The sequence below is a fragment of the Marinilactibacillus sp. XAAS-LB27 genome (genome assembly GCF_036039175.1).
Taxonomy (GTDB): Bacteria; Bacillota; Bacilli; order Lactobacillales; family Carnobacteriaceae_A; genus Marinilactibacillus.
The window spans coordinates 141014-165305 of the sequence record NZ_JAYXKP010000003.1 but is presented as its reverse complement, the minus strand read 5'-3'; the positions used below and the strand labels follow the sequence as shown (position 1 = coordinate 165305).

21 protein-coding genes are annotated in these 24292 nt (G+C 37.5%); 10 read left to right on the top strand and 11 right to left on the bottom strand.

Annotated elements, in window-relative coordinates:
• Positions 1–29: 29 nt before the first annotated feature.
• Both pulA and VXN63_RS05690 read right to left on the bottom strand, forming a co-directional pair.
• A complete protein-coding gene (gene pulA, locus VXN63_RS05695) occupies positions 30–2039 on the bottom strand; it encodes a type I pullulanase (protein ID WP_327757028.1) in 2010 nt (669 codons plus the stop codon).
• A 245-nt stretch (positions 2040–2284) separates the two neighbouring features.
• Positions 2285–2938 (bottom strand): metal-dependent transcriptional regulator, encoded by a 654-nt coding sequence (locus tag VXN63_RS05690; RefSeq protein ID WP_327757027.1) that lies wholly within the window; start codon positions 2936–2938, stop codon positions 2285–2287.
• A gap of 299 nt (positions 2939–3237) precedes the next feature.
• Here VXN63_RS05690 and VXN63_RS05685 point away from each other — a divergent pair, with 299 nt between their 5' ends.
• The 4 genes from VXN63_RS05685 to VXN63_RS05670 are packed head-to-tail and all read left to right on the top strand — an operon-like array spanning position 3238 to position 6804.
• The gene (locus VXN63_RS05685) at positions 3238–4182 is read left to right on the top strand and encodes a metal ABC transporter solute-binding protein, Zn/Mn family (protein ID WP_327757026.1); all 945 of its coding nucleotides are present in this window, start codon (positions 3238–3240) and stop codon (positions 4180–4182) included.
• Positions 4183–4214: 32 nt separating this feature from the next.
• On the top strand, positions 4215–4970 hold the full coding sequence (locus tag VXN63_RS05680; RefSeq protein WP_327757025.1) for a metal ABC transporter ATP-binding protein: 756 nt from the start codon (positions 4215–4217) through the stop codon (positions 4968–4970).
• Complete coding sequence (locus VXN63_RS05675) at positions 4970–5899, top strand: metal ABC transporter permease (RefSeq protein ID WP_327757168.1); 930 nt, start codon at positions 4970–4972, stop codon at positions 5897–5899. The genes VXN63_RS05680 and VXN63_RS05675 overlap by 1 nt, the downstream gene beginning before the upstream one ends.
• Complete coding sequence (locus tag VXN63_RS05670; RefSeq protein ID WP_327757024.1) at positions 5896–6804, top strand: metal ABC transporter permease; 909 nt, start codon at positions 5896–5898, stop codon at positions 6802–6804. The genes VXN63_RS05675 and VXN63_RS05670 overlap by 4 nt, the downstream gene beginning before the upstream one ends.
• Before the next feature lie 70 nt (positions 6805–6874).
• On the opposite strand, the gene VXN63_RS05665 is transcribed toward VXN63_RS05670, so the two are convergent.
• The 3 genes from VXN63_RS05665 to ppx form a co-directional block, all read right to left on the bottom strand.
• A complete protein-coding gene (locus VXN63_RS05665; RefSeq protein ID WP_327757023.1) occupies positions 6875–7843 on the bottom strand; it encodes a LacI family DNA-binding transcriptional regulator in 969 nt (322 codons plus the stop codon).
• A 78-nt stretch (positions 7844–7921) separates the two neighbouring features.
• Positions 7922–9982, bottom strand: coding sequence for a polyphosphate kinase 1 (ppk1, locus tag VXN63_RS05660; protein WP_327757022.1), 2061 nt, complete (start codon positions 9980–9982; stop codon positions 7922–7924).
• A gap of 33 nt (positions 9983–10015) precedes the next feature.
• On the bottom strand, positions 10016–11575 hold the full coding sequence (gene ppx, locus VXN63_RS05655; RefSeq protein ID WP_327757021.1) for an exopolyphosphatase: 1560 nt from the start codon (positions 11573–11575) through the stop codon (positions 10016–10018).
• Between the two features lie 318 nt (positions 11576–11893).
• On the opposite strand from ppx, the gene VXN63_RS05650 reads away from it, so the two are divergent.
• The 3 genes from VXN63_RS05650 to uvrC all read left to right on the top strand — a co-directional run bounded on the left by VXN63_RS05650 (position 11894) and on the right by uvrC (position 15357).
• Entirely contained in the window at positions 11894–13066 is a 1173-nt protein-coding gene (locus VXN63_RS05650) for a 3D domain-containing protein (protein ID WP_327757020.1), read from the top strand.
• Between the two features lie 225 nt (positions 13067–13291).
• Positions 13292–13543: a hypothetical protein gene (locus VXN63_RS05645; protein WP_327757019.1), complete on the top strand. Its 252-nt coding sequence runs from the start codon at positions 13292–13294 to the stop codon at positions 13541–13543.
• 29 nt (positions 13544–13572) lie between these two features.
• Entirely contained in the window at positions 13573–15357 is a 1785-nt protein-coding gene (uvrC, locus tag VXN63_RS05640; protein WP_327757018.1) for an excinuclease ABC subunit UvrC, read from the top strand.
• Between the two features lie 135 nt (positions 15358–15492).
• Here the strand turns inward: uvrC and VXN63_RS05635 are convergent, their stop codons facing one another.
• The 4 genes from VXN63_RS05635 to VXN63_RS05620 form a co-directional block, all read right to left on the bottom strand.
• Positions 15493–16050, bottom strand: coding sequence for a chromate transporter (locus VXN63_RS05635; protein ID WP_327757017.1), 558 nt, complete (start codon positions 16048–16050; stop codon positions 15493–15495).
• A complete protein-coding gene (locus tag VXN63_RS05630; RefSeq protein WP_327757016.1) occupies positions 16051–16623 on the bottom strand; it encodes a chromate transporter in 573 nt (190 codons plus the stop codon).
• Positions 16624–16651: 28 nt separating this feature from the next.
• A complete protein-coding gene (locus tag VXN63_RS05625; protein ID WP_327757015.1) occupies positions 16652–17515 on the bottom strand; it encodes a formylglycine-generating enzyme family protein in 864 nt (287 codons plus the stop codon).
• Positions 17516–17715: 200 nt separating this feature from the next.
• Entirely contained in the window at positions 17716–19173 is a 1458-nt protein-coding gene (locus tag VXN63_RS05620; RefSeq protein WP_327757014.1) for a sulfatase-like hydrolase/transferase, read from the bottom strand.
• A gap of 147 nt (positions 19174–19320) precedes the next feature.
• Here VXN63_RS05620 and VXN63_RS05615 point away from each other — a divergent pair, with 147 nt between their 5' ends.
• From VXN63_RS05615 to VXN63_RS05605, 3 genes are all read left to right on the top strand, one after another.
• On the top strand, positions 19321–20076 hold the full coding sequence (locus tag VXN63_RS05615; protein WP_327757013.1) for a MurR/RpiR family transcriptional regulator: 756 nt from the start codon (positions 19321–19323) through the stop codon (positions 20074–20076).
• A 192-nt stretch (positions 20077–20268) separates the two neighbouring features.
• Positions 20269–21099: a PRD domain-containing protein gene (locus VXN63_RS05610; RefSeq protein WP_327757012.1), complete on the top strand. Its 831-nt coding sequence runs from the start codon at positions 20269–20271 to the stop codon at positions 21097–21099.
• Between the two features lie 112 nt (positions 21100–21211).
• Positions 21212–23152 carry a beta-glucoside-specific PTS transporter subunit IIABC gene (locus tag VXN63_RS05605; RefSeq protein WP_327757011.1) on the top strand — a complete coding sequence of 647 codons (1941 nt, stop codon included), beginning with the start codon at positions 21212–21214 and terminating at the stop codon, positions 23150–23152.
• A gap of 75 nt (positions 23153–23227) precedes the next feature.
• On the opposite strand, the gene VXN63_RS05600 is transcribed toward VXN63_RS05605, so the two are convergent.
• Both VXN63_RS05600 and VXN63_RS05595 read right to left on the bottom strand, forming a co-directional pair.
• Positions 23228–23557, bottom strand: a complete 330-nt coding sequence (locus VXN63_RS05600) for an iron-sulfur cluster biosynthesis family protein (RefSeq protein WP_327757010.1) — start codon at positions 23555–23557, stop codon at positions 23228–23230.
• Between the two features lie 78 nt (positions 23558–23635).
• Entirely contained in the window at positions 23636–24187 is a 552-nt protein-coding gene (locus VXN63_RS05595) for an LURP-one-related/scramblase family protein (protein ID WP_327757009.1), read from the bottom strand.
• Positions 24188–24292 lie beyond the last annotated feature (105 nt).

Here is a 24292-nt window from a genome sequence, read left to right as displayed (position 1 = left end):
TACTAGAGTAGGATGTTTGAATGTGAATATCAGTCAGCTACTAGAATTAATACTTCTCTTGGATTGATAATCAATTCTTGTCCAACTTGTACTCCTAAAGATTCTGTTCCAGCGGTATGTCTGTTCGCAATGATCGTCCATTCTTCTGGTAAGGGAAGAGAAGAATGGAGTTGAATGGTTTCAGGCGATAAGCTCGTATTCATAATAACGGCCATTTGTGACCATTTAGGTTGCTCTTCTAACGTATTTGGAATGGTATAAGCAATCAGATTTTCTCTAAGTTCTGTGAAATGCATTTTCTCAGCAGTCTGATTTGTCTGATCTCTTAATGGAGCGTAAGCCTTTCTGATCTGAATCATCCCTCTGTAGTAATCCAGTAAATCTTTGTTTTCGACTACCTGTGACCAGTTCAGTTGATTCGTCTCAATAGAAGAGCTGAAGCTATTCTCGTCACCAAATTTCGTACGTCCAAACTCTTCACCGGCTTGCATGAAGATACCACCCTGAGCTGTAAATAGTAAAGCCGCATTCAGTTTATTTACTTGAATCACTTCTTCGTGGCGATCAAAGTTCTCATCATCTCTCAGTGTCAGTACGAGTTTATCATACAAAGGTAAATTATCATGGGCAGAAGAATAGTTAACGACCTGAGTCGGATTTTTAGCCCAGGCTTTTTCTTCTGGAAGAGAAAAATCACCTACGACACTTTGAGTATTTGCTAGTAAGCTACCAATCAAGTCACCGTTCATATAAGCACTATCTTCATATCCATTAGCGCCTTGAAGAAATGCGCCTTTATGCTCATCAAATACAGGTCCTTTGATAGAGTCACGAAAATCATCATTGAATATCGCAATGCCATCAGCAAGTTGCTGGACATGAAATTTATCAGCAGGCACATTAGGTTCATGAATTTCTACGCTTCCAGCATTCCAAGGTTCCCCGTATAGAAGGAGATCTTCCATACCTGCATCATTAAATGCTTGTCGAATCTGGTTCATTGTATCCACATCGTGTAAGCCCATAAGATCAAATCTAAATCCATCTAAATGATATTCTTTGGCCCAAAAGAGTAGTGAATCAATCATATATTTACGCATCATTTTTCGTTCACTAGCTGTTTCGTTTCCACAACCAGATCCATTCGTAATGTTTCCTTGTTCATCTTGACGGTAGTAATAATTAGGAACAGTGGATTGGAAACAAGAGTCATCATAGGTAAAGGTGTGATTATAAACGACATCTAGTACAACCCCAATATTTTGATTATGCAAGCTCTGAACCATTTGTTTAAATTCATTGATGCGAGAAGCTGGATCGCTAGGGTTTAAGCTGTATTTACCTTCGGGAACCATATAATTCTTTGGATCGTAACCCCAGTTGTACTGAGAACCCATCTCATCATTATCAAAATCGAAAGCGGGAAGGAGATGCACATAATTCACGCCAAGAGATTTCAGATACTGAATACCTGTTGGAGATTCTGAAGATGGGTCGCTGTTCAAATAAGTGTCTGTTTCAGTAAAGGCTAAATACTTTCCTCGATATTCTTCTGAAAACCCAGCATGTTCGTAACTGGAAAAATCTTCCACATGTACTTCCCAAATCATAGCTTCTGTGATCGAAGGTTGCTTAACAAAATGGTCTTCAGACCAACCTGCGGGATCAGTAGTAGATAAATCCAGAATTGCGGATCGATTGCCATGAAGGCCGACTGCTTTACTATAGACATCTTGAGTCTCAGTCTGCGTTCCTGAACTATGCTGGAATTGATAAGTGTAAAATTGGCCAGCTAGATCTCGATTAATCGTGACTGTCCATACCTTATCTTTTTCAACCATTTCAATCTGTTCGATCAAGGTTTCTTCATCAAGATTCCCAGTTTGATATAGGTTCAAGGTAACAGATCCTGCAAGTGGAGACCATACTTTAAAAGTAGATTGTTCTTTAGAATACGTCAATCCAAGATCAGCTTTGTCATATGCCTGTTCTTCTAAGTAGACAATTTTCTGTTGAATAGAATCAAATGTTTTGTTCAAGTGTTTTTCCTCCGTTAAATACCAATATAATCGGTCAAAAAAGTAAAAATGACCGTGAATAGGATGATCAATACCGTAACTGGCATTGAATTTCCTTTCATTAACTATAGCAATCTTGAAAAGTAAAAGCTTGTAAAAACATTTGAAAATTGATCTAGAGCCCATAGACGCAAAAGCTCTTAAGTAAAAAAAGATACAAAAAAAGTGAGTGTCATAAAGACCGCTCACTAATGATAAGGTTAAGATTAGGATACTATTTTTACGAGTATTTTAAAGGCTGCCTTGTGACTGATGAGCGTTTCTAGACCTTCAGTAGACTGCAAGGTCAATGGACCCTCGTATGGCTCAATTTCTTTTAAAACATATTCGTTTCCTAGTTGGACATTTTTATGCAGTAGATATTCTAGAAACTCTTGCTGATCATTTACTTCTTTGATGATAAAGTGGGTGCCCGTCTTGAGTTCGACAAGTGGTGTATGATCTAGCTTTTCAGTCGTTCCATCTTTATTTGGAATCACGCCACCGTGAGGATCGTATTGTGGTTCACCTAAAAAGAGATCGAGCCTTTCAATCAAAGCATCAGATGAAGCATGTTCCAGTAAATCGGCATCTGCATGGACTTCATTCCAGTCGTAGCCCAATTTTTCTGACAAGAAAACTTCCCAGAGACGGTGCTTACGAATGAGTTTATGGGCGATCTGTAGACCTTTAGGAGTGAGTCGCACGCCTTGGTAGGGTGTATGAGTCAGCAAACCCTCTTTTAAGAGCCGACCGTTCATCTCAGTAACAGAAGCAGCTGAGACCGAGAGAGCCTTTACAAGGCTTTTATTTGTGACGACATCATTTTCGCCGCCATGCTCATAGATTGCTTTAATATAGTCTTCTTTGTTTGGTGTCATGGATGTTACTCCTTATATAAGCTTTATTATAGGTATGATCGACTGCATCTTGTACAGAGAATCGAGAGATTACGTGTTGCAAAAGATTCATTTTACATTCTTTTACGCTAATTGACAAGAAACCGAGTAGCATTTTTGTCTAATGACAGTATAACGTATGAAGAGGGAAACAGACAAACGCAATTTAAAAGAGTAAACAATCATTTAAGAAATTATTCAGTTGACTATAAAATATTTTTAGGGTAAGCTAAAAATTGTAAATTAAGCATAGTCTAAAATTAGAAAGAGTGCAAATAGAGATGAAAAAACTAATCGGGTTTATGATGTTCATGAGCATGTTGCTACTGACAGCATGTTCGAGTGAGCAAGAAGTACAAAAAACAGGGGAAGAGCCAATCAATGTGGTCGCTACGACAACGATGATAGCAGACTTGGTTCGAAATATCGGTGGAGAATATGTAGATGTTACGGGTCTGATGGGGCCGGGAGTTGATCCACATACTTATCAACCATCCGCTTCAGATGTTTATACAATGGATGAAGCAGATATGATCGTGTACAACGGATTACATCTTGAAGCGCAATTCATTGAAATGTTTGAACAGTTTGAGTCTAGAGGCGTGCCTACAGCCGTTATTTCCGAAGGGATTCCAAGTAGCGAGTATCAAACGGTTGGTGGTGAAGGTAGCACAGAATACGATCCGCATATTTGGTTCAGTGTAAATAATTGGATCGATGCTTCAGAATATGTTGCGGAGCAACTTGCTGAATATGATCCAGAACACGCTTCCACTTATAAAGCGAATGCTGAAGACTATGTCAGTGAGCTAACAGAGCTATCGGACTATATCAAGACAAGAATTGAAGAAGTTCCAGAACAGTCTCGCTATCTGGTTACTGCGCATGACGCTTTTCAGTACTTTGGTCGAGAATTCCATTTTGAAGTCGTTGGACTGCAAGGTGTGAATACCCAGACCGAAGCAGGGACTGGCGATATCAGTGGCTTAGCAGACTTCATTGCAGAGCATCAAATTAGTGCTGTGTTCGTGGAGAGTTCTGTTTCTTCTAGAAACATTGAAGCGTTGATTGAAGCAGTTAGTAGTAGAGGGCAAGAACTGCATAACGCAGGAGAACTGTATTCGGATGCTTTAGGTGATAAGCAACATGATACAGAAACGTATATTAAAATGTACCGCTCAAATATTGATACAATCGTAGATGCCTTAAATGGCTCAGGAAATTAAAGTTTAAAAGATGATGAAAGAAGGACAAAGAAATGAAACAGCAGAACGCTATCGAAATTAGTCAATTGACCGTTGCGTATGATGCAAAACCAGTACTTTGGAATACATCGGTTGGGTTCAGAACGGGAAAACTAACGGCTATCGTAGGTCCAAACGGTGCCGGCAAATCGACATTAATCAAATCGATGCTCGACTTTATCAAGCCCGTTACCGGAAAAGTTGATTATTCTATAGAAGAACAGACGCATACCTATAAAGAAGTTAAAAATCATATTGCCTATGTTCCGCAGAACAGTTCCGTAGACTGGGATTTTCCCGCCACTGTTTTAGATGTTGTCTTGATGGGAAGATACGGCAAACTCGGATGGTTCAAACGTCCAGGTAAAAAAGACAAAGCGATCGCCAAAGATATGCTGAACAAAGTTGGGATGCCGACTTTTGCGAACAGACAAATCAGTCAACTTTCAGGTGGCCAGCGTCAAAGAGTCTTTTTAGCCCGAGCACTTGCTCAGGAAGCGGAAATCTACATGCTAGATGAGCCACTTGCAGGAGTCGATATCAAAACTGAACGCATTATTATGGATCTTTTACGTGAACTGTCCAAACAAAATAAAACGGTCATCGTTGTCCATCATGATTTACAAACTGTGGAAGAATACTTTGACGATGTTGTGTTTATTAACCAAGAAGTGTTGAATAGTGGACCAATTGACCAAGTCTTCTCAAAAGAGACGATTGAAGAAACCTATCGTCAGGATCGGAACCTTGGAGAAGGGGATGAAGTGTGATGTGGAACCAGATCATCGCCTTATTCAGTGACTACACATTTCAAATAGTGGCACTCGGAACAGGCTTTCTTGGACTGTTGAGCGGAGTGGTCGGAACATTCGTAACATTGAAAAAAGAAAGTCTCCTGGGAGACGCCTTGAGTCATTCCGCTCTACCGGGGATTGGGATCGGATTTCTTCTGATTCAAAGCAAGGAACTGATTGTGTTACTACTAGGAGCCGCAGTTTCAGGACTACTTGCTACAGGTCTGATTCATCTGATGAGCAAAAAGACAACCGTTAAATTTGACAGTGCGCTGTCTTTAGTTCTGTCGAGCTTTTTCGGCTTAGGGCTTGTCATTATGACCTATATTCAAGGAAGCCCAAACGCGCAACAAGCTGGGCTAGACAATTTTATATTTGGACAAGCTAGCGCTATGCTGATTCGCGATGTTCGTCTAATAGCCATCGTAGGAATCATCATTTTACTGCTAGTTGGTCTATTCTGGAAAGAGTTCAAACTATTCACATTCGACAGCGACTTTGGCAAGACAATGGGCTATTCAGAACGATTCGTTGAAATGCTTCTGTCTACAATGGTTGTTTTAACGATTATTTTAGGGTTAGAATCGGTTGGTGTGATTCTAGTGAGTGCCTTACTAATCGGTCCAGCAGTAGCAGCTAGACAGTGGTCAGATAGATTGAATATCGTCGTTATCCTAGCAGGAATCGTTGGATTCGTATCTGGGATTTCAGGAACATTGATCAGTTCAATCGGAAATCGAATTCCCACCGGACCTTCGATTGTGGTCGTACTGAGTGTATTCGTGTTAAGCAGTTTATTTTTCTCTCCTAAAAGAGGGATTATCGCAAAACGTTCCTCTTATCGTAAGCAGAAAAGAACGATTGAACAAAAGTTACAAGCATTGAAAGAAGGTCAGATTAAATGAGTATTATAACGGAAATCACACTCATCGCAGTGGTTGTATCTATTGCCTGCGCTCTGCCAGGCGTTTTTTTGGTTTTAAGAGGGACAACAATGGTGTCGGATGCCATTACTCATACGGTTCTTTTGGGAATCGTCATCGCTTTTTTCATCACTAGAGATTTGAATTCACCCTTACTACTCATTGGTGCAACGTTAACTGGAGTATTTACTGTATGGGCAATAGAAGCTTTGCAGAGAACCAAGTTACTTGGAGATGATGCAGCAATCGGTGTCGTCTTTCCATTATTCTTTAGTATTGCGATTATTTTGATCACACGCTTTACCGGAGATATTCATCTGGATCAAGATACTGTATTAATGGGTGAACTTGCTTTTGCGCCCTTTAGAAGATTAACCGTATTTGGAATTGACATTGGAGCTAGAGCATTCGTAACCATGCTCGTCATCTTATTGATTAACACTGGGTTCGTCGCTTTGTTTTATAAAGAATTGAAAGTGACCACCTTTGACGCTGCTTTTGCAGCTGCGCTTGGCTTTTCACCAGCACTGATCTATTATGGTCTGATGACATTAGTTTCGTTGACAGCTGTTGGTGCATATGACTCAGTAGGATCCATTCTTGTGGTTGGCTTTATGGTAGGGCCTGGGCTAACAGCTTACTTGCTGACACACGAATTAAAGAAAATGATTGGACTCGCTGTAGTATTCGCAGTGATCAATAGTGTGATAGGAGTGAGACTGGCTTTTGCAATGGATAGTTCAATTGCCGGGATGATTGCTGTTGTAACAGGAGTAACTTGCTTGATTGCATTTATCTTCTCACCTAAAAAAGGTCTAATCAAAAGCACCATCACAAGAAAACGAGAACAAAAGATTTTCGACGATAAAATTAAAAACATTGGATGATCATGATGCATAAAAAGAACGTTTCAAATTAGTCGACTAATTTGAAACGTTCTTTTACGTATATATGGTTTTATGTGGTTTCACGTTTGATTAACTTGAATTCTAGCGGATAAAGATCCACAGATTCTTTTTTTAGACCGTTCAGTAATAATCTGCAGGCATTTTTGCCTTGTTCATCAATGGCATAATCAATCGTCGTAATGTTCATAAAGTCGCTGATTTCCAGATTATCAAATCCAATGATCGCAACATCTTCAGGAATACGGTAACCGAGAGATTTTAGTCTAGACACCATAACAGCTGCTATTGTGTCGGAATGGGCAACGATCGCATCCGGTTTGTCGGAGGACGTATGGTACCAAGATACAATTTTTTCAGCCTGTTCCGTTCTTAAAATATCCAAAAACGGTTCAACAGGGTGGGGCGTGATGTCGTGTGCACGACAGAAATCTTGATAAGCCTGAATTCTACGCTTCGTATTGAGGCCATATGCGGTACTGTATAAATTTAAAATGTTTCGGTACCCTTCATTCCAGAGGTACTCCAAAGTTTTCATATATCCATCATAATGATCAATAAAGACAGAAGGGATGGTTGCAGAGTCTATATTATGCAAGGTAACGATTGGACCGTAATGCGCGTACTCTTCTAGTACATCCCATTCGTTTGCACGATAAACCAAAAAGATACCGTCCAGCTGTTTAGACTTTAGCATATCAAAAGCTTCCAGTTCACGTTTGCGGTCGCTTTTAGTAATAAACAAGGTAGAAGTATACCCAGACTCATGGGCAAGTTCCATAAACGGATTGATACGAGCAATGGCGGTATCATTGAACTGCGTACTGATAATTCCAAGGTTTTTAGTAGCACCTTTTCTTAAATACTGAGCATTTCGATTTGGCGTATATCTAAGCTCTTTTACAGCTTTTTCCACTTTGATTCTAGTTTCTTTTCCTACGTAACCACTTGAGTTCATCACTCGAGAAACCGTTGCAGAAGAAACGCCTGCAAGCTTGGCAATATCTTGAATAGTCGTCAATCTGATTCCTCCTTCAGCACTACCAGTATAGCAGATTTTTACCAAAGGTAGTATAAAATCAAGAGGCTTATGCTGGTCTTAAAAATAATGCATGAGTCGATTTTGAGAACTGATGGCTTTTTCACCTTCAGGAGTTCTTTTAATATAAGTAGCATCTGGACCAAGAACCCAAGCTTTTGTATTGTCATACAAGTACAGTTTCATGATGTTAATCACGTGTTGTTTCCATTTTTTATCGAGAATCGGAAAAGCGAGTTCGATCCTTTTTGTCATATTACGTGTCATCATATCGGCAGAAGAAAGATAAAGTTTATGGTCGCCATTATTGTTAAAAAAGTAAACGCGACTGTGTTCAAGGAAACGTCCGACAATACTATGGACACGGATATGTTCACTCACACCTTCAATGCCAGGGATCAGGCAACAGATTCCTCTTATAATTAAATCTACTTGTACGCCAGCTTGACTTGCTTCAAAGAGTTTCATGATCATCTTTTTATCGGTCAGTGAGTTCATTTTAGCGACGATATGACCATTACCATAGTGTTTGTGCAAGTCAATTTCATTATCAATCCTATCAATAAAGGTGTCTCTCATTTCAAAAGGAGAGACGTGTAGATACTGATAATCGGCTTGATCGGAGTAACCGCTCAGGTAGTTAAAGAAATCTGCTACATCTTGAGTTAATATCGGGTTGGTCGTGATGATACCCATATCTGTATAGAATTTAGCTGTCTGTTCGTTGTAATTTCCTGTTCCTAGATGAGCGTAACGCTTGAAGCCATTGTGATCTTTTTTGACAATAAGTGTAGCCTTACTATGGGTTTTAAGATTTTTCATTCCATAAATAATATGAGCACCGGCTTCTTCCAATTCTTTGGCCCAGTGTACATTATTGGCCTCATCAAAGCGTGCTTTTAGTTCAACCAGAACCGTTACTTGGATGTCTCGCTTAGCGGCTCTTTTCAGTGCTTCAATAAAAGGAGAAGCACTACTGACTCGATACAAAGTCTGCTTGATGGCAATTGTATTAGGATCTTCAACAGCGTTTCGAACCAGGTCAATAACCGGTTTAAAAGAATCGAATGGATGATGAAGAAAGAAGTCTTGTTTTTCAGCTGTCTTAACAATATTGTTGTTTTTTAAGATGCTTGGATAATCAGGTGTGAAGCGCGGAAAAACTTCATTAGGCAATACATTCTGTAGATTTGAAGCGATGGAAGACAACACAGTCAGATCTAAGGGACCTTCAACGTTGTAAACATCGCGTTCCAATATATCTAGTTCATCCATCAAATAAGCCACATCTTCTTTAAATGTAGCCGTAATTGAACGGGCATCAATTTCTAGTCTTACGACCATTCCAGCTTTACGTTTTTCAAGATAGTCTTCAATAACAGATAGTAAATCTTCCGCGCCGCTTTCCTGAATTTCCAGATCAGCATTACGAGTAATTCGGAAAGTGAAAGAATAATCGAGATCGTATCCTATAAATAGCTCATCAAGAAAATAGAACAGAATGTCTTCAGTGAAAAGTACAACTTGACGGTCTTCGCATTCTAGAACGTGGTATCTTTCGATCAGAGGTGGAACCGGTAAAATGGCGATAAAAGGACCTTCTTTTGTTTTTAGTCGCACAAAAAGATGGACAACTCCGTCATTTAAATGAGGAAAAGGGCGATAAGCGTCCACTCCAAAAGGTGTGATAGCCGGCTTGATATGATTTCGGAAAATCTCTGCAGCTTCTTCCAGTTGTGGTGGAGTCAGCTCAGTTGGCAACTTGAAGTCGACCTTGTTGTCCTCTAGCTCAACTTTTAGCTGATCAAATAATTTGTATTGATCAGCCACCAACGTTCTGTTTTTCTTTGCAATTTCTATTAATTGTTTTTCAGGACCCCATTGTTTTTTTGAGTCTGGTTCAAGAAAACCTAGCTTTAACTGGTCTTGAAGGCCGGCCACACGTACTTTGAAGAATTCGTCCAGATTAGAGCTACTAATAGAAATAAATTTAAGCTTTTCTAGTAGGGGGTTGGTAGGATCGACTGCTTCTGCAAGAACACGAGCATTAAAATCTAACCAAGATAATTCTCTATTTTGATAGTAAGTCGGATTTTGTAAATCAATTGACGAGTGCTGCATGAGATTCCCTCCGAATAACTTGATTAATGATCATTATTTTCCTGTTTCACTCTTAAATGTAATATGAACAGTGTCACCCAGAACACGTTCAAAATGATTTTTGTGCTTGTTGGCACGGTACTTCTCTGCGATGACTTCACCATTGTAGGTTACGGTCAATTCATATTTATCTTCTGAGTCTTTGTTTTTATTTTTAGATAACTGAATATCCTTGACCATATTGACATGAGAATCGTTCAGAGCTTCTGCAAATTTAATCACACTTCCAAGACTAAGCAGTAAATCTGCTTCCTCGTCACTGAACCATCCTTCTACATTATGGATATATTGATTGAATAAAGAACGGTTTTTATAGCTTGCTAGCAAAGCCAAACGAACGCGATCATAGTGATTGAATCCGTGAAGATTACTATTAGAGATAATATAAAACGTATGTTGCGACTTGGAATCGTCTTCGATATAACTTCCTAAGTTGTAAAGAGAAGCTGCGTAATGAACAAGGATGAGATGTTCTTCATCTATATCAACAATTTCTTTATCTTTTAGCAAATTCAACAGACGATCGGAAAGTAAAATGCGCTGGTAAGCCCCAATTGTACGAATATTATATCGTTTGCTCATACGTTCAACCGTTTGACGCTTGATGTCATATAGCTCGTAAGGCTGGTTATCTGTACGATTAATATAATCGATTACCAAGCCTTCTCGTAAACCACGACTACTAATTGCGAAGTCCGTCGAATCCATGAAATCAAATAATTCAAGAAAGACTAGACCAGCAGGTATGATAATATCTTTACGATCTTCGCTTAAGCCATCTAGTTTAGATAATTGTTGAAAAGAGGTATCTGCAATCAGATCAAAGGTTTCCTCTAATTCGTCTCCGGTCATCATATAACCATGGATGCCCGCGATAGGATAATCGTGTTGACGCTGGTGAATATCTGCAAGATTTCGTGCAGATCCTCCAATTCCAATCAAAGCTACTTTGACATCTGGTAACCACTTCAAAGAAGTGAACTGTTCTTTAACCCATTTCCGCGCTTTCTCAATGGCTTTTTTATCGTTATGATCTTTACCATCAAAAAACTGTCTTTTCAAGCTGACGACACCGAACGGAAAACTATGAGAATCGACGACCTGTTTATCTTTAAATAAGGTCAGCTCGGTACTACCCCCACCGATATCTATGGTTACACCGTTTTTAAGATCCATGGTATGCCTAACAGCGTAATTTCCATAAAATGCTTCTTCTTCCTCTGTTAAAATCCGCAACTTAATTCCAGTTTTTTCTTTTACAGTCTTTAATATTGCTTTAGCGTTTTTTGACTGTCTAATAGCCGCGGTTGCTACTGGAATCATTGTTTCTATATGATATCTCTCAGCAATCTCAGTGAAACTTTCAAGAGCTGTAACCAGTACAGAGATTCCTCTTTTGCTCATCGATCCGTCTTTTTCCAGATACTGAACAAGCCTAGCAGGTGTTTTAATATTTTGTAATTCAGTGATTGTTTGATTCTGATCGATTTCAAAAATGACTAATCTGATTGTATTCGATCCGACATCAATTAGTCCGATTCTTTGATTTGCCATGTAAGCGGTCTCCCTTATACTATATAATCTTACTTTCTCTATTATCATACAGAAAAAAAGAGGTGTTTGTCGAAAAAAACACGATATATTACAAAAACATTACATTAAAGGCGGAAAGCGCTACTATCTACTCTTAGGTTACAGAAATCGCGTGAGATCACTTGTTCTGAATTAGAAATAAGAAAGGTTTGTAATAAATTGTAAGACAATCGAAATGTTCAGGAGAAGTATTCTATGTATAATTGCAAAGCAAAGTGCAATTATACGGAAATAATTATTCATAACAAATTTAATTAGGAAAGGTTGTTCTTACACGCCATGAAAAAATGGATAACAGGATTTGCTGTATTAGCAATAGGGTTCACGCAATTATTAACGACTCAAGTTGTATCAGCTGATTCATTAGATGACATCCGTCAGCAGCAAGAACAGAAAAAAAGTGATATCAGTACAATACAACGAGATATTGCCAAAGCGTTAGAAGAAACAAGTACATTAAGCGAAGAAATCGAAAAACTGAATGAAGACATTTCTGAAAAAGAAGGAACGATTCAGAACAAAGAAGTCGAAATCGACGAACAAGAGAAGCTTGTAGAAGCAAGATTAGAACAAGCAGGTGCAAGACTACAATCTCTTCAAAAAAGTGAATCTACTAATAACGTTGTTAAAGCAATACTAGAAGCAGAAAGCTTAACAGATTTGTTTAACCGCACGTTAGTTGTTATGCAATTAACAGATGCTGGTAACCAGCAAATTGAAGAAGCACAATTAGAAGCCGACACGTTAGCAGAAATGCAAGCGCAACTGGTGACAGAAAAAGAATCATTGAATGAAGATTTAGCACTAGTATCAGAACAGAAATCTTCTTACGATGAAAAATTATCTTCTTTAGAGACAATGGTTAAAGATAATCAGTCGCAATTAACTCAATTAGACGATAAAGAAGCTGATGAACTTGCTAAAATCGAAGAAGCACGTCAAGCTGCTCGAGAAGAAGCAATGAAAGCAGCTGAAGAACTTGCAGCGAAAGAAGCGGAAGCTGAGGAAGAAGCGCTTGTTTCTACTTCTTCAAGCGAACCAGAAACTACACAAGAAGAAACTGTAGAAGCTGCTGAAGTTAAACCAGAAGTTAAACCAGAAGTAAAAGAAGAAGCGAAAACAGAAAAACCAGCTGAAACTAAAAAAGCTGAAAACGCAAGCTCAAATGGACGTACTATTCAAGTTAGTGCGACAGGATATTCTACACAACAAGCCAACTTGAGTACACATACAGCTACTGGAATTGACTTGAGAGTGAACCCGAGAGTCATAGCAGTAGATCCATCAGTTATTCCACTAGGTTCGACAGTAGAAATTCCTGGAAAAGGTATTTATATTGCTGGAGATACAGGTGGCGCAATTAAAGGTAACAAAATTGATATCCACTTCTCAACCGTTTCAGAAGCATTCGCATGGGGAAGAAAAACTATTACAGTTAAGATCTTGAACTAATTCAGCATTATAATTAGAAAAAGCAGCTGCTATCATAGTAGCTGCTTTTTTGATCGCTAAATTTTTAGAATGTAGCGCTTAGGATGAATTGACAAACTCGTGACAGAAGAAATAGAGACGCATCTGATCCTGTTTCATATACCTGACAAACGTTCCCATTTCTGCTAAAATAACAGTATTGACTTCAAAAATTAGATGAAACTCAACCTGAAAAGAGGAAACAATATGCCATCCAACGAAATCGAGTTTTACAAAGGAAAAGATGAAGAATTATTTTTAGCCGCTTGGGAGAAAAAGCATGGCGTACTATCAGATGATGCTCAAGAAAAATTGTATTTAGCAATTGGAGACGAAATAGACCGTCAGATTAAAGAGGGCGAACACAAATTTGGTGAAGTATTTAGTTACAAAGGTATTGAACTTGGGAAATCTGACTACAATCATTTTTACGAACTCTATCTGTTTGACGAAAAGTAGTCAGTGTTTTCGCAAAAGGAGGTGTTTCTTTGTCCAAGGAACTGATTGACAACAAATTGAGTCTGCTCCCAGACCTACCTGGTTGTTATATTATGAAAGACAAAAATGAAAAGATTATATATATCGGTAAAGCGAAAAACTTGAAGAACCGCGTCCGTTCCTACTTTAGAGGCACTCATGAAGGTAAAACAGAACGTCTCGTTCAAGATATCGAAGATTTCGAGACAATCATCACTGGGTCAGATAAAGAAGCACTGCTTCTGGAAGTTACACTGATTCAAAAACATCAGCCTAAGTACAATATTCGGTTAAAAAGAGGAACGAGCTATCCTTATCTTAAGATTACAAATGAAAAAGATCCCAAACTCATCATCACTTCAGATGTTCTAAAAGATGGAGCCCATTACTTTGGACCATATCCAGATGTCTATGCTGCTTCTGAGACGCAGCAGCTGATTATGAAAATTTATCCTCTGAGAAAATGTAACGGACACCAGAAAAGAGCTTGTCTCTATTATCACATTGGCCAATGTATTGGGCCTTGTGATCACGAGGTTCCTAAAGAAGAGTATGATCAGCAAATTCGCAAGATTCGTTCATTCTTAAATGGAAATGTGCATGATATTAAAAGAGATTTAAAGCAGAAAATGGATGAAGCGGCTGAAGAAATGAATTATGAGCGTGCTGCAGAATTTAGAGACCAGATTGCGTATATCGAAAAGACTGTAGAAAAACAGTCCATTATTTCAAATAACTTTATGCCACGTGACTTTTTCAATTATTACATGGATAAAGGCTGGATTTCTATTCAAGTATTTTTTGTTAGACAAGCGACATTGATCAAAAGAGACGCTACAATGTTTCCTTGTTACGGCCCACCTGAAGAAGAACTGATGAGCTTTATCTTACAGTATTACAATAATGGGAATAATATTATGCCAAGTGAGATTTACGTTCCTGAGGCGGTAGATACTGATATGCTATCTCAAGCTATTGAGGCTAAAGTGTTGAATCCAAAACAAGGACGTAAAAAAGAACTACTAGATCTTACGGGAAAAAATAGTGAGATGGCATTAAAGGATAAATTTAGACTGATTGAGATGAATCAGGCCAAAACAACCGGAGCTATTCAAGAATTATCCGAAGCAATGGGACTACCTTACATTGAAAGAATTGAGTCTTTTGACCATTCCAACATTCAAGGGTCAAATCCCGTATCAGCCATGGTTTCTTTTAAAGATGGTAAACCGGATAAAAATAACTACCGTAAATATAAAATTAAAACGGTTGTGGGTAGTAATGAGGCTGCGACCACACAGGAAGTTATTAGAAGAAGATACAGCCGCCTACTGAAGGAAGATAAACCTTTGCCAGATCTGATTCTAATGGATGGTGGGAAAGTCCAAGTGAATGCTGCTGTGGACGTACTCGTAAACGAGCTCGGTTTGGATATTCCTGTAGCGGGTATGGTTAAAGATAACAAACACCGTACGGCCAGTTTGATATTTGGGGAAGTATTGGAAACCGTCGTGTTGAATCCTCGGAGCCAGGCTTTCCATCTCGTCCAGAGAATCCAAGAAGAAGTGCATAGATTTGCGATCACTTTCCACCGAAATGTTCGTAGTAAAAATAGCTTCACATCAAGACTAGATGATGTAGAGGGCGTTGGACCAAAAACTCGGACCAAGATATTAAGACATTTTAAATCGATGAAAAGATTAAAAGAAGCAGACCTTGTAGAAATCACCAAACTAGGCATATCAGAAACAGTTGCAGAACGAATCAAAGAAACCCTAGCGAATTACCAAGGCTGATATTTTTAAATTCTCAAAATAATCGATTAAGTTTCGATAGATAGCTATAGATAAACGTGTATTGAAAAAGCGGTACGCAGAAGAGTTTCCTTCTGTGTGCCGCTTTTGCTTTGCTTATTGAAATCAGGTTAAAAGTTAAAAGCTATATATAATTACACCCAAAACACCAGTAGTTAGCATGATTTGAATAGGACTTAGTTTGTACTTAGTAATTAAAAATAGTCCTAATGAGAATAAGGCTACAGAGATCCAGTTGAGATTTGCAAAATCGATCCCACTTGTTTCTCCAAAGAATGCCGTCAGTAAAATAGTAAGACCTGCGGAAGCAATCAGAGCAACAACTGCTGGGCGTAACCCCATGATGACACCTTGCACCATCTTGATATTGCGAAATTTGAAGTAGATGTAGGCTAAAGTGAGTACGATAATAATAGAGGGTGCTGTTACACCAATTGTAGCGACAAGTCCTCCGAATATACCGCCAACTTGGTTTCCTACGAAGGTAGCTGCGTTAATGGCAATAGATCCAGGAGTCATTTCGGATATCGTCAATACATCTATAAACTCTTGAGTGGTCATCCAACCTCTATTGTCAATGATCTGCTGTTCAATCAAAGGTAAAGCGGCATAACCGCCACCAAAACTGAAAAGGCCGATCTGAAAGAAGCTAATAAATAATTCAATATAAAGCATCTAGTTAGCTCCTTTCTTTTCTGAACGAATTTGGTAGTAAGTTGTTAGTCCACCTATGATTGCGCTGAACGATAAAAGGTATAGGATATTGACATTAAAAATGATTCCGGCAATTAAAGCAATGATCATAACGATTACAGGAATCACTTCTTTTCTCTTGATGATCCTCATGGCCATACTATAAACGACATGCACAATGATTGCAGCGACACCAGCTTGCATGCCAAGTAGCAAGTTTGCGACAAGGGGATTATCTCTAACGATATTGTAAACATAAGAGAGTAACGTAATAATAGTAAGAGGAGCAAGGATAGTTCCGAGAACAGTAGTCAATGCTCCTAGAAAACCAGCCATTCGGTAGCCAATTAATATAGAGGCATTGACGGCAAGAGAGCCAGGAGAGGATTGACTAATAGAAATTAAGTCTAGCATTTCATCTTCGTCGATCCAATTGAGTTCTTGAACAAATTTCTTTTCCATTAGGGGGACAATGACATACCCACCACCGAATGTAAAAGAGCTTAGGTATAAAGTGGATGTAAATAATTTCCAATAAACGTTTGATTTTTTCATAATGCCTCCTACAAGTACTTAAACTATTCTAATTTGACTTTTTAACGATATCTTTAGCACATCTGAATCCCATATTTCCTGTAGAAGAATCAATTGTATTTGATGTTCTAGCAGCTACTCTATACCGATTGCAATAGCTATCGTGACAAAGGTAGCTACCTCCTTTAACAGTTTTACTGTTATCATCTATATTACTCAGATCCCAGTCGAAATTGTTAGCGCACCATTCCCATACATTTCCAGCCATTCCATATAGTCCGAAATGATTTTTAGGAAAAGCTTTAACCGGACTAGTTCCAACATAGCCATCTTCAGCACTATTTTCACTTGGAAACGATCCTTGCCATATATTGCACATATGACGCTGGTCTGGATAGAGCTCATTTCCCCATGAATAACGTTTCTGTATCAAACCACCTCTGGCAGCATATTCCCACTCTTTTTCATTCAGCAATCTTTTTCCGCTCCAAACACAATAGGCCATCGCATCATTCCATGATACGTGAACAACGGGATGATCCATACGATTCTTAATGGAAGATCCCGGGCCTTCGGGTTGGGACCAATTTGCTCCCGCTACTACACACCACCAAGGCGTTTGTGCAGGAACATTTTGTACTTGTGACTTTACTTCTTTAGATAAGAGTAGGTGGAATACAAAGGACCAACCATAGATTTCAGCTTCTGTCTGGTAGCCAGTTTTATCTACAAATTTTTTGAATGATTCGTTGGTTACTGCTGTTTGATCAATGAAAAAGGATTCGACAATTTCTTCTCTGATAGGACCTTCACGATCTTCTATATGAGCATCATCGTCTTCGCTTCCCATCAAAAATGATCCACCTTCGATGAAAATCATTGGATCATCATTAGCAGTTTCCGTATTTATCATTTTCGAAAATTCTAGATTTCGGGATTCGTTCGATTGGTTTAATTCAATATGATTTTTCTTTGAATGGTTTGGATTACAACAACTCATGAGTTCACCTTCCACTGAATAGATTACACTAAAAAGTTATAGAAGACGAAAAATTCATCCGTTTTCTATAACCGTTCAACAAGTCTGTAGAACATTTTGAAACGTATAAATTTCTAGAATCGACTATCTCTTACGTGAGGGACGACATCGCTTGTCTCAACAAAATAATTCAACATTCGACCTTGAAGGTCTTTTATAACTGTTTCGAATTTTTCTGATTCAATAATATTCTTACGTTCGTTAGGGTCTTGTTTTAAATCATAAAACTCATCTTGTTCATATAAACGATAAACATATTTATAATCTTGATTACGAATCATAATAGCTTTCGTGTGCTGAGGCATTTTTTCTTGTTCAGTTGTTCTTGCCCAATAGGGATTAGATGGATCATGTCCTGCATCCATCGCATATGCACCCTCTGATTCTAAGCGTCCACCTTCAGCAAATACAACATCTCTATGCTCGTTAGATCCTTCTAGTACAGACTTCAAAGATTGTCCGAATTGAGTATGTTCAGGTTGAATCCCTACTAAGTCCATTATAGTTGCTTGTATGTCTATCAGTTCCACTAATGCATCTGTGTTTCTAGGTACTACTTCCATATTTTTGGATGGTTTAATAACCAAAGGTACATTTGTCAAAATATCTTCGAACGTATTCTGATTTTTCTCAGCTATTTCGAAATCACCAGTATAGTCACCATGGTCACTAAAGAAAATAAAGATTGTATCATCATATAGATCTTTTTCTTTAAGTGTCTGTACCAGTTTACCAATATGATGATCTAATTTCATTCCCATAGCATAATAAACTTGTTTGATTTTTTTTAAGTCTTCATCTGACCAATCGTATAACTCCATGTGTTTTCTAATTCCACGAAGGATACTAGGTTTATCTTTCCATTCCTCTTCACTTAATCTAACAGCATCTGGAACAAGGTCAGGATCAACTTTGTCGAACCATTCCTGATCTATTTCGTAAGGAGGGTGGGGAAGGCTTAAAGCAAGATATACGCAGAATGGATCTTCATTGAAAGTATCGTTCTCCAAGAATTCTATTGCATTTTGAATTTGATCTTGGTCGACATGATGAACAGATTCTTTAACGCCATGGTAGTGAGTGTAATCTGGTTTGACCTCTGTATCTGTAGATTTAGTATTGTCCTTTTTGCCTTTGAAAAGTTTTGCCATAGATTCATAAAATTGATCATTGATTGTATCTGCATACTTAGTACGATCTCCGTCTGCTTTGATCGTATCGTTTCTTCCACCCCAGTAAACATGATAATCATTGTTTTTCAATGTTTTCAAAATGTTTGGTTCAGAGTCATCCATTAGATAATGCATTGTTCTAAATCCTTTAGTATGAGGATACCAACCTGTTAAAAAGGAATTTCTACTTGGAACGCAAACAGGATTTTGACAGTAGGCATTAGTAAAGCCAACACCTTCAGAAGCTAAAGCATCTATGTTAGGTGTTTTAATGGCGTTATTACCAGTGTATCCAAGCGAATCAGCACGCCATTGATCTGCAACGACCATGACAATATTTGGTTTTTTCTGTGTAGTCATAATTTATCCCCTTTTTTATATGTGACTGTTCTTGTATACTAGTTATACATCATTTAGAAATAAAGTTCAAACTATTTTGGAAAAAAGTCCAAAAACGAATGTGTCTATTCCAATCAAAAAAAGATATACTATCTGAGAGGTGTTTTGATGAATCCAATAAGTGTAATAGAATCTAATTTAGAAACATTTACGAATTCAGAAAAGAGGATTGCTGATTTTATTTTAAAAGATCCTATTCGAATCGTTCAATACTCAGCAGAAGAAATTGCGAAAGCAGCTGGCTCGTCAAAATCAGCTTTTATACGTCTCTGCCAAAAATTAGGATATCAGGGTTACTCTGAGTTCAGATTTTCTTTATCTAAGTATTTAATTTCTCATAGGTTGGAAGATGGAGAAGAATCGTCGATTAGCCAATCTATAACATCCGCTTATAGTGACCATATTAAAGAAATAGCACAAAACTTGAGTGATAAAGACATGCTAGAATTGTGTCAACTGATTACAAGTGCAAATAAAATTAAGATTTTTGGGAATAATCGTACAGGTTTAGCTGCGCAACAATTGAGAATGCGAATGGCTAAAATTGGTATGGATAGTGAATTTGTTAATGATACGATGCTTATGCATGATATTACAAGCTCGTTAGCCAATGAAGACCTCGTAATCATTTTTTCGATTAAAGGAATGTCTTATTACGAAGATGTTATAAAACAAGTCAAAACGAATCAAACAAAAAGTATATTGATCACAATGACTCAAAATAGTCCAATCAATAAGTATTTTGATACTGTTGTTACTTTGCCATTAGTTTCGAGGGCTACTAGTCGGTTTTTAGATGATCAGGCCATCTTCTTTGTCTTCATTGAAATATTACTGGCTGAATTAGCTGAATATGAGGACTAGAATAATGTATAAAAAAGAAAACGTTTAAAAACGCTTGCATAAATAAAATGAATCAGTTACTATTAAGTCAATCGAGTGGGTAGTTACTGGTTAAGCAGGCTATACCTTATTGTATATGTGCTTAGTTTTGCATATAAAATAAGGTATAGCCTGTTTTTATTTTTTCAGTGAGAAAGGAGGAGGAAATGTGGCTTGAAAATCAAAAAAATTCTAAATAACAATTCCGTTCTAGTTAAAAAGGAAGGAAAAGATTATATTTGGATAGGTACTGGTCTAGGATTTGGGAAAAAACCTGGGGATGAAGCTGATCAAACGAAAATTGAGAAGGTCTTCATTTTACATCAGAAGTCCTCAGATCGATTAACACAACTATTACAAGATATCCCCATTCAATACGCTTCCTTGGCAGATGATATTATTCGATATGCAAAACAAACCATAGCATACGAGATTAGTGATTCGATTTATATATCATTAACAGACCATCTTTATAATTTAGTTAAATTAAAAAGAGAAGGTATTTTTATTAATAACAAATTGTCTTGGGAAATCAGAAAGTTTTATCCCAAAGAGTTTAAAGTAGGAACTCGCGCGGTAGAACTGATTGAAAAGAAAATGGACATAAACTTAGATGAATCAGAAATCAGTAATATTGCGATGCATTTCATTAATGCTCAGATTAATAGTAATACTGAGGAATTTGATGACATTCAATCAGTTACGAAAAAAACACGAGATATTATTTCGCTACTGAGAATTCACAACAAAATATCTATTGATCAAAATAGTATTGCATATGAACGATTTGTAACGCATCTTCGTTTTTTCTTTAAAAGGTTGAAAAACCTTGAGAAAAGAGAACACCCAGATAATCCTCTTCTTGTACATGTAGTTGAAAAGTATCCAGAAGCTTATGAATCTACTCGTTTAATCGAAAAATATCTTAAAGTAACTTTATATGACGATGAGCAATTATATTTAACATTACACATTCAGAAATTAATTGAAAATGATAATAGTTAAGGTGTTACTGGTAAAGCAGGCAAGACTTAACTGAACCGTCTCCTATAGTTAGGAAAAGGTTTAGTTGGTCTTGTCTTTTTTTAAAAAATAAAAAGTGAAAGAAGGAAGAATAATGGAATTTCAAGAATTGAATCAAAATATATTAGATAATATTGGCGGAAAAGACAACATTAACGGTCTGACACACTGCATAACTCGTTTAAGGTTCAAATTAAAAGATGAATCTAAAGCAAATACAGAAGTACTCAAAAATGTAAGCGGCGTCGTAACTGTTGTGCAAAGTGGTGGACAGTATCAGGTAGTAATAGGTAACCACGTAGGAGAGGTTTATAAAGAGTTTGTTGAACAAGCTGGTTTGCAAACAGATTCAAACGATCAGAGTGAAGATAAGCCTAAAGGTCTATTAAATAATTTTATTGATGTGATCTCAGGTGTATTTACACCAGTTATTAGTGTACTGATGGCTTCAGGTATGATTAAAGGGCTATTAGCCATTTTATCAGCTTTTAGTTTAATTGATCCTGCTTCTGGATTATACTTAATATTAAATGCTACAGGTGATGGACTCTTTTATTTCTTTCCTTTGTTCTTAGGTTATACTGCATCTAAAAAGTTCGGTGGTAAGCCTTTTATTGGTATGGCTATTGGTGCAGCACTCGTTTATCCAACGATCGCAGCAGCGACGGTGGATGTCGAGCCGCTTTATATATTGTTTTCAGGAACTGCAATTGAGTCTCCTGTCTACGTAACATTGTTTGGAATCCCAGTTATACTGATGTCATACACTTCAAGTGTTATACCGGTAATTGCAGCTGCATATATGGCAGCGAAAGTTGAGAAGACATTAGAAAGAATGATTCCAAGAGCAATTAGAAGCTTCTTTGTAACCTTCGCGACTTTATTGATAACTGTTCCTGTTACCTTTTTACTTGTTGGTCCAATAACAACTTGGGTTGGACTATTAATTGGTCAGGGATTATCTTCAGCATATGAGTTTAGCCCCGTTATTGCAGGGACTATCATTGGTGGATTCTGGCAAGTATTTATTATGTTTGGTCTACACTGGGGATTTGTACCAATTGCATTAAACAATTATGCTACTTTAGGTTTTGATGTTGTTATGATGGCGGGATTGGCAACGCCGCTCGCAATGGCTGGTGTTACTTTGGCAATTTTCTTCAAAACAAAAGACAAAAAATTAAAAGAAATATCATTCCCAGCATTTATGTCGGCACTCTTTGGGATAACTGAGCCAGCACTATACGGTGTAACTTTAGCTAGAAAAAAAGCTTTCTACACTACTTCAGTAGCAACTGCTGTAGCAGGTTTTATTATGGGATTATTTAGAACGAGAGTATATATTAATGGAGGAACTGGAATATTTGCGATACCAAGATTTATCAATCCAGAAATAGGATTTGATAATAGTGTAATAGGATTTACAATCGCTAGTGCAGTAGCATTTGTTCTAGGATTTATGATCACGTATTTTTACGCATACAAAGTTTCAGACGATCAAAATATGGCTACAGAAAAATTAGACAAACAATTAGGAAAAGAAGAATCTATTAATGGGGAACTTGGACAAAATATGTTTTATGATTTGATTACTCCGATAAACGGTGTGATTGTACCTTTAAATGAAGTTGAGGACGAGGCATTTTCATCAGGTCTATTAGGAAAAGGGATAGCTATTATTCCAGAAGAAGGAAAAGTATATGCTCCTGCAGACGGTGTAGTAACAACACTATTCCCTACCAAACATGCTATTGGTATAACGACTACGGATGGAGTAGAAGTTCTGATCCACGTAGGAATGGATACCGTAAACTTGGAAGGTAGATACTTCGATTCTAAAGTGAAACAAGGAGATGAAGTGAAAAAAGGAGAACTGATTCTCTTATTTGATAAAGATGCCATTGTTAAAGAAGGCTACCCAATTATTACACCCGTAATTATTTCTAATACAAATCAGTATATGGATATTGTACAAACTGATAAGACAGATGTTGATAGTAAAACAAATGATACTTTACTGACAGTTATAGCATAAATTACAAAAGTAAGAGCCCACACAAACTAAGGTATTTCTTAGTTTGTGTGGGCTCTATTTATATACGTAAAGATTTTAAGTTGTCACAACACGTAAATTATCTACTAGTAATCCAGAACGACCTTTAAGTTGGAAAGTATTCATTTCTTCTCTGTAGTCAATAGAGGGATCCTCGTCTAAAAATTGTTTGTTTTCTGGCTCTACATAAATAGGTCCTAAGGGAGTATCTAATGATTCAGCAGATTCTGAAATGCTTTCAGTTATTTTAAGCTGAAATACACCTCGAATACTACAAGCATATGAACCTTGAAAGTCTTCATTATAGTGAAGAGACAATTTACCTGAGTGATTCTCTAAAATATTTGTAAGTTTTTTCTGTGCAGATGGTGTAATAACTAATTCCATTGATTTAGCCTCCTAAAGATTTTCTACTATTATGTTCTCATAAATGGAATAATCAAGCAAAAATCTAGTTTCGTTTACTTATTTGAAAAAGGTGAAGGGGTGCATGAAACCTAGGCTATATTTTTCTTTTTTGTATTGTTTCCAAGGAGTATCTCTTTTAGCAGAATAGTGATCGATGATGACAGCGAGTACGCAGCAAAGTGGAGCGTACTCTTCTTTTTCAATCGTTAGTGCATAAAAATCTCCTTGAAATGAATAGTTCTTTTCAAGACGCATGATGACTCCAGATGCACCTCTGACAACATATTTTTGCTCAACGAAATCACCTGTAATAACCCAGTTCAGCTGGCTAACAACATAATAAGGTTTTTTTAGGCCTTGAATGCCTGGAATTTTTTTAACAGTAGCTTTTTTCTGATCCTCTATATAAAAATCGAATTTTGGAAATAGAGATAGCAAAGTTTGTTTTGCCTCTACTAGCCGGTCACCACTCATAGAATAAAGAGAGAGTGCATCTTTTGCACGACCCCATTTTCCTACAATCAAATAGGTGTTTTGTCCAGATGCAGATTTGACGATCATACGATTCTGCATAGACATGTAAGCATGATTAATGAATAGACGAACCATTTTTTTCACCTCTGTGTTCGTTTGGCTTTTACTGCTAGTGATTACTCATATTATACCACCGATACTATAAAAATCGAATAGGCTATAAATAAGGAATTTTTTCGA

Bases quoted from the DNA above. Each gene is read 5' to 3' on its own strand.
- VXN63_RS05690 (WP_327757027.1), bottom strand. From the start codon at position 2,938: ATGACACCAAACAAAGAAGACTATATTAAAGCAATCTATGAGCATGGC.
- VXN63_RS05685 (WP_327757026.1), top strand. From the start codon at position 3,238: ATGAAAAAACTAATCGGGTTTATGATGTTCATGAGCATGTTGCTACTG.
- VXN63_RS05680 (WP_327757025.1), top strand. From the start codon at position 4,215: ATGAAACAGCAGAACGCTATCGAAATTAGTCAATTGACCGTTGCGTAT.
- VXN63_RS05675 (WP_327757168.1), top strand. From the start codon at position 4,970: ATGTGGAACCAGATCATCGCCTTATTCAGTGACTACACATTTCAAATA.
- VXN63_RS05670 (WP_327757024.1), top strand. From the start codon at position 5,896: ATGAGTATTATAACGGAAATCACACTCATCGCAGTGGTTGTATCTATT.
- ppk1 (WP_327757022.1), bottom strand. From the start codon at position 9,982: ATGCAGCACTCGTCAATTGATTTACAAAATCCGACTTACTATCAAAAT.
- ppx (WP_327757021.1), bottom strand. From the start codon at position 11,575: ATGGCAAATCAAAGAATCGGACTAATTGATGTCGGATCGAATACAATC.
- VXN63_RS05650 (WP_327757020.1), top strand. From the start codon at position 11,894: ATGAAAAAATGGATAACAGGATTTGCTGTATTAGCAATAGGGTTCACG.
- VXN63_RS05645 (WP_327757019.1), top strand. From the start codon at position 13,292: ATGCCATCCAACGAAATCGAGTTTTACAAAGGAAAAGATGAAGAATTA.
- VXN63_RS05635 (WP_327757017.1), bottom strand. From the start codon at position 16,050: ATGCTTTATATTGAATTATTTATTAGCTTCTTTCAGATCGGCCTTTTC.
- VXN63_RS05630 (WP_327757016.1), bottom strand. From the start codon at position 16,623: ATGAAAAAATCAAACGTTTATTGGAAATTATTTACATCCACTTTATAC.
- VXN63_RS05625 (WP_327757015.1), bottom strand. From the start codon at position 17,515: ATGATAAATACGGAAACTGCTAATGATGATCCAATGATTTTCATCGAA.
- VXN63_RS05620 (WP_327757014.1), bottom strand. From the start codon at position 19,173: ATGACTACACAGAAAAAACCAAATATTGTCATGGTCGTTGCAGATCAA.
- VXN63_RS05615 (WP_327757013.1), top strand. From the start codon at position 19,321: ATGAATCCAATAAGTGTAATAGAATCTAATTTAGAAACATTTACGAAT.
- VXN63_RS05605 (WP_327757011.1), top strand. From the start codon at position 21,212: ATGGAATTTCAAGAATTGAATCAAAATATATTAGATAATATTGGCGGA.
- VXN63_RS05600 (WP_327757010.1), bottom strand. From the start codon at position 23,557: ATGGAATTAGTTATTACACCATCTGCACAGAAAAAACTTACAAATATT.
- VXN63_RS05595 (WP_327757009.1), bottom strand. From the start codon at position 24,187: ATGGTTCGTCTATTCATTAATCATGCTTACATGTCTATGCAGAATCGT.